General features: G+C 62.0%; 11 protein-coding genes. 9 read left to right on the top strand and 2 right to left on the bottom strand.

Annotated elements, in window-relative coordinates:
• The first annotated feature begins 90 nt into the window (after nt 1-90).
• Complete coding sequence (locus NL154_RS26955) at nt 91-549, top strand: carboxymuconolactone decarboxylase family protein (RefSeq protein WP_434734392.1); 459 nt, start codon at nt 91-93, stop codon at nt 547-549.
• 66 nt (nt 550-615) lie between these two features.
• On the opposite strand, the gene rhaI is transcribed toward NL154_RS26955, so the two are convergent.
• Together rhaI and NL154_RS26945 are read right to left on the bottom strand one after the other, a co-directional pair.
• The gene (rhaI, locus tag NL154_RS26950; protein ID WP_210632315.1) at nt 616-1,908 is read right to left on the bottom strand and encodes an L-rhamnose catabolism isomerase; all 1,293 of its coding nucleotides are present in this window, start codon (nt 1,906-1,908) and stop codon (nt 616-618) included.
• A gap of 212 nt (nt 1,909-2,120) precedes the next feature.
• On the bottom strand, nt 2,121-4,217 hold the full coding sequence (locus NL154_RS26945) for a bifunctional rhamnulose-1-phosphate aldolase/short-chain dehydrogenase (RefSeq protein ID WP_210632314.1): 2,097 nt from the start codon (nt 4,215-4,217) through the stop codon (nt 2,121-2,123).
• A 196-nt stretch (nt 4,218-4,413) separates the two neighbouring features.
• Here NL154_RS26945 and NL154_RS26940 point away from each other — a divergent pair, with 196 nt between their 5' ends.
• The 8 genes from NL154_RS26940 to NL154_RS26905 all read left to right on the top strand — a co-directional run bounded on the left by NL154_RS26940 (nt 4,414) and on the right by NL154_RS26905 (nt 12,417).
• Nucleotides 4,414-5,226, top strand: a complete 813-nt coding sequence (locus NL154_RS26940; protein ID WP_210632313.1) for a DeoR/GlpR family DNA-binding transcription regulator — start codon at nt 4,414-4,416, stop codon at nt 5,224-5,226.
• Nucleotides 5,227-5,274: 48 nt separating this feature from the next.
• A complete protein-coding gene (rhaS, locus tag NL154_RS26935; protein ID WP_064808509.1) occupies nt 5,275-6,270 on the top strand; it encodes a rhamnose ABC transporter substrate-binding protein in 996 nt (331 codons plus the stop codon).
• 74 nt (nt 6,271-6,344) lie between these two features.
• Nucleotides 6,345-7,880, top strand: coding sequence for a sugar ABC transporter ATP-binding protein (locus NL154_RS26930; RefSeq protein WP_434734391.1), 1,536 nt, complete (start codon nt 6,345-6,347; stop codon nt 7,878-7,880).
• A gap of 10 nt (nt 7,881-7,890) precedes the next feature.
• Entirely contained in the window at nt 7,891-8,880 is a 990-nt protein-coding gene (locus NL154_RS26925; RefSeq protein ID WP_434734390.1) for an ABC transporter permease, read from the top strand.
• The gene (locus NL154_RS26920; protein ID WP_434734389.1) at nt 8,877-9,887 is read left to right on the top strand and encodes an ABC transporter permease; all 1,011 of its coding nucleotides are present in this window, start codon (nt 8,877-8,879) and stop codon (nt 9,885-9,887) included. The genes NL154_RS26925 and NL154_RS26920 overlap by 4 nt, the downstream gene beginning before the upstream one ends.
• Nucleotides 9,884-10,204, top strand: coding sequence for an L-rhamnose mutarotase (gene rhaM / locus NL154_RS26915; RefSeq protein ID WP_210632309.1), 321 nt, complete (start codon nt 9,884-9,886; stop codon nt 10,202-10,204). The genes NL154_RS26920 and rhaM overlap by 4 nt, the downstream gene beginning before the upstream one ends.
• Complete coding sequence (locus NL154_RS26910; RefSeq protein WP_434734388.1) at nt 10,201-11,574, top strand: FGGY-family carbohydrate kinase; 1,374 nt, start codon at nt 10,201-10,203, stop codon at nt 11,572-11,574. Before rhaM ends, NL154_RS26910 begins: the two co-directional genes overlap by 4 nt.
• Before the next feature lie 84 nt (nt 11,575-11,658).
• Entirely contained in the window at nt 11,659-12,417 is a 759-nt protein-coding gene (locus NL154_RS26905) for a fumarylacetoacetate hydrolase family protein (protein ID WP_210632307.1), read from the top strand.
• Nucleotides 12,418-12,513 lie beyond the last annotated feature (96 nt).

Genomic DNA, 12,513 nt, shown 5'->3' with positions numbered 1-12,513 from the left:
GCGTTCCGTCACATCAATGACGAATGAAACCGGGCCGGTGTGACAGCGCCGGCGGATCGTCGCACCCTGAACGCATCAAGGAGACATATCATGCAGGAGAGAATGGGAAATCCCGCCCTCGTGCTTCCACAAGCCATGCAGGCGCTCAATGCACTCGGCAAGGTGCCGACCGAAACGGGCCTTTCGCCAAAGCTGCTCGAACTCGTCAATCTGCGCGCCAGCCAGATCAACGGCTGCAGCGTCTGCATCGATGGTCATTGGCGCATTGCCCGCAAACACGGTGAGACGGATGAGCGGCTCTTTGCCGTCGCCGGCTGGCGCGACGCCCCCTATTATAGCGATGCCGAGCGAGCAGCCCTTGCGCTGACCGAGGCTGTGACCCGCACCAGCGACCGCGCCGACCCGGTGCCGGACGAGATCTGGGACGAGGCGGCCCGGCATTATGACGGCCGCAGCCTTGCGGCTCTCGTCATCGCCATCGCCAACATCAATGTCTGGAACCGGTTGAACATTGCAACCCGTCAGATCGCCGGCGCCTGGAAACCGTGATCGGCGATTGCCGGCAGCGTTTCACCCCGCGCTGCCGGCGACCACACTTCTATTCAGCCCGGCAGCTCAGATGATGCCGCCGCCGCCGGCAACCGATGCCGGACGCTCGGCCGCCACCTTTTTGCGGTAGCCACTGGCGCGGTAGGCGGCGATCGGGTCGATCGCCCCGCCGGCGCGACGGCGCGCCTCGGCAAGGATCGGTTCGACATCGGCGCGATAGGCGCGCTTCAGCGTTTCCGACGCCATCAGCGCGTCATTGTCCTGCTGATAGCCCTCGAGCGCCTTGCGATCGACGAGGAGCGCCTGCGCATAGGCGCGGCGGATTTCGTTGGCGCTGTTGATCAGGCTCTCGATCGGATCGGTGACATTGTGGGACTGGTCGATCATATGCGCCGGATTGAAATCGTTGACGCCGCGCTGCTCGGCATCGACCAGCTCGTTGAACACCAGGAACAGCCGATAGGGATCGATTACGCCGGCATCGAGATCGTCGTCGCCATATTTCGAATCGTTGAAGTGGAAGCCGCCGAGCTTCCCGAACTGGATCAGGCGGGCAACGATCATCTCGATATTGGTGTTCGGCGCATGGTGGCCGAGATCGACAAGGCAATGGGCCTTGGGGCCGAGCGTCTGGGCGATCAGATAGTTGGTGCCCCAGTCCTGTACGATCGTCGAATAGAAGGCCGGCTCATACATCTTGTGCTCGGAGAACAGCTTCCAGTCGTCGGGCAGCGCCTTGTAAATGTCGGCCATCGAGGCGAGGTAACGCTCGAATGCCTTGGTGAAATTGCTCTGGCCGGGGAAGTTCGATCCGTCGCCGATCCAGACCGTCAGCGCTTTGGAGCCGATCGCCTTGCCGATCTCGATGCATTCGAGATTGTGCTCCACCGCCTGCGCGCGCGTCGCCGCGTCGGTGTGGCTGAGAGAGCCGTATTTGTAGGAATGGGCCTGTCCCGGCGCGTCGGAGAAGGTGTTCGAATTCATCGCGTCGAAGCCGAGGCCGAGCGCATCGCCCTTGGCCTTCAATTCCTTGGCGTCCGCCTTGTCCCAGGGAATATGCAGCGAGACGGTCGGTGTCGCCTGCGTCAGCTGATTGATGACGGCGCAATCGTCGAGCTTGTCGAAGATGCCGCGTGGCTCGCCGGCGCCCGGGAAGCGGGCAAAGCGCGTGCCGCCGGTGCCGACACCCCAAGAAGGAACGGCGACGAAGAATTCCGCGACCCTGCGGGTGATGGCTTCGATATCGACGCCGCGGCGCGCAAGTATGGCGCCCAGCGCCTCATAATCGGCTTTCAGTGCGGCTGCCCGCTTGTCGTTCTCGCTCGCGACGAGATCCTGCGCGATCCTGAACTCGGCCATTTTGTCCTCCCGGTTCTGCAATTTCTACATTGGAACTGCCGTGGGGCCGCCCCTCATCCGCCTGCCGGCACCTTCTCCCCGTTGTGAGGGGCAGAAGGGAATATGCCGCGCCGTCTCTGTTCTACTCCAACATTTCGTTGGGCAAGTCCCCTCTCCCCGTCATGACGGGGAGAGGGTTAGGGTGAGGGGCAGACGCATCCGCCCGTCAAAAATCACCGCGTAAAGCTCTGCACGTTGCCGGCGTCGACATTGATGATATTGCCGGTTGATTTTGCCGAAAGGTCCGATGCGAGGAAGTAGATCGCCTCGGCGATATCCTCCGGAAACACGTTGAGCTTCAGCATCGAACGCTTGCGGTAATGTTCCTCGAGATCATCGACCTCGATCTTCGAGGAGGCGGCGCGCTGCTCGCGCCATTCGCCGCTCCAGATCTTCGAACCGCGCAGCACCGCATCCGGGTTGACAGTGTTGACGCGGATGCCGGCATCCGCGCCTTCCAGCGCCAGGCAGCGGGCGAGATGGATTTCGGCGGCCTTTGCCGTGCAATAGGCAGACGCGTTCGGCGAAGCGGCAAGGCCGTTCTTCGAGGCAACGAAGACAATGTTGCCGCCGAGCGCCTGGCGGCGGAACAGACGGAACGCCTCCCGCGAGACAAGGAAATAGCCAGTCGCCAGAATGTCGATATTGCGGTTCCAGGTCGAAAGCTCGGTGGCTTCGATCGGCGCGGAGGAGGCAATGCCGGCATTCGAGACGAGGATATCGACGCCGCCGAATTCGACCGAAGCTTCCGCGAAGGAGGCGATCACCGCATCTTCCTTGGTAACGTCGAGCCGGACGCTGCGCACGGCATCAGCACCGTATTTCTTGACGAAGTCGGCCTCTGTGCTTTCGAGTGCTGCCTGATCGATATCGGCAAGCACCACGCAGGCGCCCTCGCCGACAAGGCGGGCGGCCGTCGCCCGGCCGATGCCGCCGGCGCCGCCGGTGACGAACGCCACCCGGCCGGCAAGGCTCTTCGGCTTCGGCATGCGCTGGAGCTTCGCCTCTTCCAGCAGCCAGTATTCGATATCGAAGGCTTCCTGCTCCGGCAGGCCCCGATATTCCGAAACCGTCGAGGCACCGCGCATGACGTTGATGGCGTTGACGTAGAATTCGCTGGCGATGCGCGCCGTTGCCTTGTCGCGGGCAAAGGACAGCATGCCGACGCCGGGAACGAGGAAGATGACGGGATTGGCGTCGCGCATCGCGGGCGAATTGTCATGCTTGCAGTCGTTGTAATAGCGGGCGTAATCGGCGCGGTAATCCTCCAGCGCCTGGTCGAGGCCGGCGACGATCGCGTCGACATCCGGCTTGGCCGGGTCGAAATCGACGATCAGCGGGCGGATCTTGGTGCGCAGGAAATGGTCGGGGCAGCTGGTGCCGAGCGCGCCGAGCGGCCGCAGATCTCGGGAATTGACGAATTCGAGCACGGCGTCCTGATCATCGAAATGACCGAGCTTGCGCTCCTGCTTGCCGATCCGGCCGCGGATCTCCGGCATCAGCCGGGCGGCGATAGCGCGGCGCTCGGCGACGGGCAGGCTCTGGGTCAGTGCACCGCCGAAAATCGTCTTGCCTTCGGTCTTTTCGGCAAACCAGACGATCGCCTTGTTGATGATGTCGAGTGTCAGCTCGTAGCAGGCCTTGGCGTCATTCGCCCAGGTGAAGAGGCCGTGGCTTTCGAGCACGACGCCCTTGGCGTTCGGGTTCGCCTTGACGAAGGCTTCGAGATCGAGGCCGAGCTGGAAGCCCGGACGGCGCCAGGGCAGCCAGCCGATCTCGTCACCGAAGATCTGCTTGGTCAATTCCCTGGAGTTCTTCGAGGCGGCAATGGCGATGATCGCGTCGGGATGCATGTGGTCGACATGGGTGAACGGCACAAAGCCGTGCAGCGGCGTGTCGATCGAGGCGGCACGGCCATTCAGGTTGAAGGTGCAGTGCGGCAGGAAGCCGACCATGCGGTCTTCGTCCTCGACGCCCTTGTAGATTGATTTCAGCGATTCCAGCTTGTCCTGGTAGAGGGTCGCAAAACCATCGAGCTTGATAGTGCCGACGTCGCCGCCCGAGCCCTTGACCCAAAGGACCATGACCTTGCCGCCGGTTAGGGGATCGGTTTCCATCACCTTCGCCGAGGTATTGCCGCCGCCGTAATTGGTGATGCGCTTGTCGGCGCCGAGCAGATTGGAGCGATAGAGCAGCTTGCCGGGCTCATCGAGGCCCGCCGCATAACCATCATCCCACCGGTTTTCCAGAAGCCGGACGTTCGCCGCCATATCATCCTCCCATATAGGCTTGTCAGGCACCGCGATCAGCGAGCCCTTTCGCTCAAGGTATCGCGCATCATAAATGCGCTTGTCAATCGAAAACGATCAAAATCGCTTATGCTGCATCGCAATATGGAAATTTATGATCGTTTGTGATTGACAGGCTTTAACAGATACGAAATATATATGACAAGAGGAGGAGCCAATGCACGAACGCGAACGTCATCGCATCATCTTAAGCGCCGTTCAGGAAAAGTCCGTCGTGACGATCCAGGACATTTCCGAATTGACGGAAGCTTCTGAAGCGACAATCAGGCGTGACATTGCGGCTCTTCACGTGCAGGGCAAGATCCGCCGTGTCCGCGGCGGCGCGGAGGCGGTGCATCCGCCGCAGCTCGGCAATCTCGCCGGCCGGCCCTTCCGGGTTTCAGAATCAGTCAACATCGATAAAAAACGCGCAATTGCGCGCGCCGCCGTCGAACTTTGCGAGGCCGGCGACGCCATCATCATCAATGGCGGCACGACCACTTTCCAGATGGTGCATTACATGGCCGGCCACCGCCTGCAGGTGATGACCAACTCTTTTGCCATCGCCGAACATCTGGTCAAGCATTCCAAAAACACCGTGACGGTGCCGGGCGGCGCGATCTATCGCGAGCAGAGCCTGATCCTGTCGCCCTTCGACAACGACGCGATCCGCAATTTTTATGCGCGGCGCATGTTCATCGGCGCGCAGGGTGTCGGCCCGCTCGGCATCATGGAGGCCGACGCCCTCATCATCCAGAGCGAGCAGAAGCTGATGCACCAGGCCGACGAACTCGTCGTGATGGTCGATTCCAGCAAGTTCAATCGGCGGTCGAGCCTCATTCTCTGCGCGCTCGACCGTGTTTCTGCGATCATCACCGATGACGGGATTTCAGAAGAGGCAGCTCGCATGGTCGAGAATGCCGGCGTCCGGCTTATTGTCGCGACCCCGGTGGCACAGCTTGCGAAGGAGGATTCCTCGTCGGTCGCATGAGGCGCCGCCGAGGTGTGGAAGTCTAAATCTTAATGGGAGGAAAGTGACATGAAATTCGCAAAGACACTGGCGCTCGGCGCAGCGCTCGCCATCGCCATGATGGCCGGCACTGCCAGCGCCAAGGACATCAAGATCGGCCTCGTCGTGAAGTCGCTCGGCAACGGTTTCTTCGACGCCGCCAACAAGGGTGCCCAGGAAGCCGCCAAGGAGCTCGGCGGCGTGGAAGTGATCTACACCGGTCCGACATCGACGACGGCCGAAGGCCAGATCGAAGTGATCAACTCGCTGATCGCTCAAGGCGTCGATGCCATCGCCGTTTCGGCCAACGATCCCGACGCGCTCGTTCCGGCGCTGAAGAAGGCAACCCAGCGCGGCATCAAGGTGATCTCCTGGGATTCCGGCGTTGCACCCGAAGGCCGCATCCTGCAGCTCAACCCGTCGTCGAACGAGCTGATCGGCAAAATGTGCCTGACGCTCGCCAAGGATCATCTGGAAGGCGGCAAGGGGGACTTCGCCATCCTGTCGGCCACGACCACCTCGACCAACCAGAACATCTGGATCGACCAGATGAAGAAGCAGCTCAAAGATTTCCCGGGCCTCAACCTCGTCACCACGGTTTATGGCGACGACCTCTCGGACAAGTCCTATCGTGAAGCCGAAGGCCTGCTGAAGTCGAACCCGAACGTCAAGGTCATCGTCGCTCCCACGACGGTCGGCGTTCTCGCCGCTTCCAAGGTTGTCGAAGACAAGGGCCTTGTCGGTAAGGTCTACGTCACCGGCCTCGGCCTGCCTTCCGAAATGGCCGGCGCGATCAAGTCTGGCGCGACAAAGGAATTCGCCATCTGGAACCCGATCGACCTCGGCTACTCCGCCACCCAGATCGCCTACCGCCTCGTCAAGGGCGAGACCGACGGCAAGCCGGGCAGCGAAATCAATGCTGGCCGCATGGGCAAGATCAAGGTCGGCGACAACGGCGAAGCCGCCATGGCCGATCCCTTCGTCTACAATGCCTCGAACATCGACCAGTTCTCCAAGGTCTTCTGATCCGAAGCAGCTCTATAAAAGCCCGGCGGCCTGTTAGCCGCCGGGATTTCTCATTCGACACTGGTAGAAAGCCGATGAACGCCGCCTTTCAACAATCCGTCACGGACAGCAAAACCGGCGATGCCCCCGCCATTCTGGAAATGCGCGGCATCTCCCAGATCTTTCCCGGCGTGAAAGCGCTCGACAATGTCAGCATCGCGCTTCACCCCGGCACGGTCACCGCGCTGATCGGCGAAAACGGCGCCGGCAAGTCGACGCTCGTCAAGATCCTGACCGGCATCTACAGGCCGAACGAAGGCGAGATCCTGGTTGACGGCCGGACAGTGACCTTCGCCAGCGCCCAGGCGGCGATCGATGCCGGCGTCACCGCCATCCACCAGGAAACCGTGCTGTTCGACGAGCTGACGGTTGCCGAAAACATCTTCCTCGGTCATGCGCCGCGCACGCGCTTCCGCACCATCGACTGGCAGATGATGAACAGCCGCTCGAAGACGCTGCTGACGGCGCTTGAAAGCAATATCGATCCGACGATCCGGCTGAAGGACCTCTCGATCGCGCAACGTCACCTGGTGGCGATTGCCCGCGCTCTATCGATCGAGGCCCGCATCGTCATCATGGACGAGCCGACGGCCGCCCTTTCCCGCAAGGAGATCGACGATCTCTTCCGCATCATCAAGGGCCTGAAGGAACAGGGCAAGGCGATCCTCTTCATCAGCCACAAGTTCGACGAGCTTTACGAGATCGCCGACGATTTCGTCGTCTTCCGCGACGGCCGCGCTGTCGGCCGGGGTAAGCTCAAGGAAACACCGCAGGACGAAATCGTCCGCATGATGGTCGGCCGCGACGTCGAAAACGTCTTTCCGAAGATCGAGGTCGCGATCGGCGGCCCGGTGCTCGACGTGGAAAAATACAGCCACCGCACCGAATTCCGCGATATTTCGCTGACCCTGCGCAAGGGTGAGATTCTCGGCATTTACGGCCTGATCGGCGCCGGACGATCGGAACTCGCGCAATCGCTGTTCGGCATCACCAGGCCGCTCTCCGGCAGGTTGACGCTGGAAGGCCGGGAAATTTCGATCAGCTCGCCGCATGACGCCATCAAGGCCGGCATCGTCTATGTGCCGGAAGAGCGCGGCCGCCACGGCCTGGCGCTGCCGATGCCGATCTACCAGAACATGACGCTGCCGTCGCTGACGCGCACCTCGCGCAAGGGCTTCCTGCAGGCGGCGGAAGAATTCGCGCTCGCCCGAAAATATGCCGAGCGGCTGGATCTGCGCGCCGCCGCCCTCTCCGTGCCGGTCGGCACGCTGTCGGGCGGCAACCAGCAGAAGGTCGTCATCGGCAAGTGGCTCGCCACCATGCCCAAGGTCATCATCCTCGATGAGCCCACAAAGGGCATCGACATCGGCTCGAAAGCCGCCGTCCACGGCTTCATCAGCGAGCTTGCCGCAGAGGGCCTCTCGATCATCATGATCTCTTCCGAGCTGCCCGAGATCATCGGCATGTCGGACCGCGTTCTGGTGATGAAGGAAGGCCTGTCGGCCGGGCTCTTCGAGCGCGATCAGCTTTCGCCGGAGGCGCTGGTGCGCGCGGCGACCGGAAACGCATGAGGTGACGGGCATGGCCAAACTGATCAGAAAACGCGAAACCCTGCTCTTTGCCATCATCGTGCTGATGATTGGCATCTTCTCGACGCGGGCGGCCGATTTCGCCACACCGGATAATCTCGCCGGCATCTTCAACGACACGGCAATCCTCATCATTCTGGCGCTTGCCCAGATGACGGTTATCCTGACCAAATCGATCGATCTTTCGGTGGCCGCCAATCTCGCCTTTACCGGCATGGCAATCGCGATGATGAACGCCGCCTTTCCCGGCCTGCCGCTGATCGTGCTGATCCTTGCCGCGGTCGTGATCGGCGCGGCCCTCGGCACCATCAACGGCTTCCTCGTCTGGCGGCTGGAAATCCCGCCGATCGTCGTGACCCTCGGCACGCTCACCATCTATCGCGGCATGGCCTTCGTGCTCTCCGGCGGCGCCTGGGTGAACGCCCACCAGATGACGCCGACCTTCCTCGCCGTTCCCCGCACGCCGATCCTCGGCCTACCGGTGCTGAGCTGGGTTGCGATCATCATCGTCGCGCTGATGCACATGCTGCTGCGCTACAGCCCGTTCGGCCGCTCGGCCTATGCGACCGGCGGCAATCCGACAGCTGCCGTCTATGCCGGCATCGATACCGGCCGCACGAAATTCCTCGCCTTCGTGCTCTCGGGCGCGCTCGCCGGCCTTTCCAGCTATTTATGGGTTTCGCGTTATGCGGTCGCCTATGTCGATATCGCCAACGGCTTCGAGCTCGACAGCGTTGCGGCCTGCGTCATCGGCGGCATCTCGATTGCCGGCGGCGTCGGCTCGGTCGCCGGCACCGTGCTCGGCGCGCTGTTCCTCGGCGTCATCAAGAACGCCCTGCCGGTCATCGGCATTTCGCCCTTCACGCAGATGGCGATCTCCGGCACCGTTATCATTCTCGCCGTCGTCTTCAACGCAAGGCGCGAGCGCAATCGAGGCCGCATCATCCTGCGTGACCGCGCAGCAGCGGAGGTCGCAGCATGAGCACCGTTTCTCCAACGCCCGAAAAACGGATCATTCCCGATCGGCTCGGCACGCCGTTCAAACGCATCATGTCGAGTTGGGAAGTGCTGCTCTTCGGCGTCGCCATCCTGATCTTCATCTTCAATTCCGTGGCCTCACCCTATTTCCTCGATGCCTGGAACCTCTCGGACGCCACCTTCAACTTCACCGAAAAGGCGATGATCGCCTTCGCCATGGCGCTGCTCGTCATCTCGGGCGAAATCGACCTCTCGGTCGCCGCGATCATCGCCCTCGCCTCGACGGCGATGGGGGCGGCGGTCCAGCTCGGCGTCGGCACGCCGGGCCTTGTCGCGATCGGCATCGGCACCGGCCTTGCCTGCGGCATCTTCAACGGCGTGCTCGTTTCGGTGCTGAAACTGCCGTCGATTGTTGTCACCATCGGCACGATGAGCCTGTTCCGCGGCATTTCCTATATCGTGCTCGGCGACCAGGCCTACGGCAAGTACCCTTCCGATTTCGCCTATTTCGGCCAGGGCTACGTGTTCTGGGTGTTCTCCTTCGAATTCGTGCTGTTCTTCGTGCTGGCGATCCTCTTTGCCATCCTGCTGCATGCGACGAATTTCGGCCGGCAGGTCTATGCGATCGGCAACAATGATTTCGCCGCCCGCTTCTCCGGCATCCCGGTCGAGCGCGTCAAATTCATTCTCTTCCTGCTGACCGGCGTCATGAGCGGTGTTGCCGCCGTCTGCCTGACCTCGCGGCTCGGCTCGACCCGGCCGTCGATCGCCCAAGGCTGGGAGCTCGAGGTCGTCACCATGGTCGTGCTCGGCGGTATCTCAATCCTCGGCGGCTCGGGCACGATCGGCGGCGTCGTGATCGCCGCCTTCGTCATGGGCCTCGTCACCTTCGGCCTCGGCCTGTTGAACGTGCCCGGCATCGTCATGTCGATCTTCATCGGCCTTCTCCTCATCATCACCATCGCCATTCCGATTATCGCCCGCCGCATCAAGCTCATGAGCGCCCGATGACCCTGGAAAAACACGCCTTCAAGATGCAGCTCAATCCCGGCATGGAAACCGAATACCGCAAGCGGCATGACGAGATCTGGCCGGAGCTGGTCGATCTGCTGCACCAGTCGGGCGCCAGCGACTATTCGATCCATCTCGACCGCGAGACCAACACGCTGTTCGGCGTGCTGACGCGGTCGAAGGACCACACGATGACGAGCCTGCCGGACCATCCGGTCATGAAAAAATGGTGGGCTCATATGGCCGATATCATGGCGACCAATCCGGATAATTCGCCTGTTCAAAGCGACCTCGTCACCCTCTTCCACATGCCATGACCACCAGTTCCTATCGCCGCATCGCCGTCCTCGATATCGGCAAGACCAATGCCAAGGTCGTCGTGCTCGACAGTGGGACAGGCGCCGAGATCGCCGTCCTGAAACGGCCGAACATCATGATCAAGACCGGCCTCTACCCGCATTATGATATCGAGGCGCTCTGGTCCTTCGCCCTGGACGCACTGAAAGGCCTGGCGCGGGACCCCGGCTTCGATGCCATTTCGATCACCACCCATGGCGCCGCAGCCGCGCTGCTCGACCGGGACGGTGCTCTCGCCATGCCCGTGATCGACTACGAGCATGAATATCCGGAGGACATCCGGGATGCCTATACGCGGCTGCGTCCTTCCTTCGAGGAAACCTTCTCGCCGCGCCTAGCAATGGGCCTCAATGTCGGCGCGCAGCTGCACTACCAGAAGACCGCCTTTCCCGAGGAATTCGCCCAGGTCGCGACCATCGTAACCTACGCGCAATATTGGGCGGCGCGGCTGACCGGCGTCGCCACCAATGAGCTGACTTCGCTCGGCTGTCACACCGACCTCTGGAACCCGAAAACATCAAGCTATTCCTCGCTCGTCGACAGGCTCGGCATCCGCGGTCTAATGGCGCCGATCCGCTCCGCCTTCGATGCGCTCGGCCCTGTCCTGCCTGATATTGCCGATGATATCGGCATCTCCGTGCCCGTCTATTGCGGCATCCACGATTCCAACGCCTCGCTGCTGCCGCACCTCGTCCATCGGCAAGCCCCTTTCGCCGTCGTCTCGACAGGCACCTGGGTCATCAGTTTCGGCGTCGGCGGCGATCTCGACCACCTCGATCCGAAACGCGATGCGCTTGCCAATGTCGACGCCTATGGCCGCGCCGTTCCCTCCTCGCGTTTCATGGGCGGGCGGGAATTCGATATCCTTTCGGCCGAAATCGGCCCTGTCGACGAAAAGGCCGCGCAGGCAGCGATCGGCGCCGTCATCGACAAGGGCATCATGCTGCTGGCCAATATCGCCTCCGGTTCGGGACCGTTTCCGGGCAAGGCAAGCCGCTGGATCGGCGCCGAAGACGCGAGCCGCGAGGAGCGTTTTGCCGCCAGCTGCCTCTATCTCGCGCTGATGACCGATGCATGTCTCGGACTGATCAGCGCCAAGGGCCCTGTCATCGTCGAAGGGCCTTTTGCCCTGAACGGAACCTATCTCAAGCTGCTCGCCGCCCTCACCGGCCGCGATGTCATCGCCCTTCCCGGCTCGACCGGCACCAGCCAGGGGGCCGCCCTTCTGACCGGCATCCGGCCGGTCTCCGGGGCGCAGACACATGTTCCGCCGACCGATATCCCCAGGCTCAAGGCCTATCGCGATCGCTGGTTCGCGGCGATGAAATAGCAGCTTTTCCCAGGCGCGCCCCTTGTTCCTCGCCGGCTTGCGGTTAGTAGTGTGGCACCTCCAAAATCAGGTCGAGGAGACAGCATGACAGAAGCATTCGATTCGCGCGCCCTCGCAGCCAGGCTTTACAGTCTGCGCCAAGCCGGCATACAGGAGGCGACCAGCGCCTTTCTGCCGCCAGCTGACCTCCATCAGGCGATGGAAGCCCAGCATTTCCTCGCCGCGGCCGATGGCATTTCCAGCAATGCATGGAAGGTGACGGTCTCGCCGCAAGGCCAGGCCGTCAGCGGTCCGCTGCATCCCTATGCCGAATCGGTCTTCGGTGCTGATATCCCCTGGTATCCCGGCTTGAAATTCGAAACCGAAATTGCTGTTCGCCTCGGCAATGACCTGCCGATCCGCACGGGTAAGCCGTACAGCCGCGCCGAAGTGGTCAAGGCGATCTCCACTGTCCATCTCGGCGCCGAACTGCTGCTCAGCGCGGTCAGGGAAAGCGGCAGCGTTTCCTTCCTGCTCTTTGCCGCCGACCGCCTCGGCAACAGCGGCTATGTGCTCGGTCCGAAGCTCGACAACAGCCTTGTCGATACCGCCGGCGGCACGCCGCTCAAGGTCACCCATGCCGGCCGCACCATCTATGACGGTCCGGCCCAGCATCCGAAGGGCGACGTTCTCACCTGGCTGGTCGACTACGCCAATGACGACTTGCGTCCGGAAACATCGCTGAAGGCAGGCGCGCTGATCACGACGGGCACGTTGAGCGGCGCCATCGAACTGTCTGAACCCGGCGAGATCGACATCCTCTTCGGCGACGCCAGGCTGAGTTTTTCGGTGTCGAAGACCTGATTGACGTCATTTCTGCCTGCGGCCTCGACAATGCCCGCGCTCCCGCTTTCTTGCTCAGCGGAAAAAGGTAAGTTGACAATCATAGTTTAGTTTTGC

The sequence above is a fragment of the Rhizobium sp. YTUHZ044 genome (genome assembly GCF_051123975.1).
In the GTDB taxonomy this organism is placed as follows: Bacteria; Pseudomonadota; Alphaproteobacteria; order Rhizobiales; family Rhizobiaceae; genus Rhizobium.
Note: the sequence above shows the minus strand (reverse complement) of the source record. Positions and strands in the feature narration are given on the sequence as shown.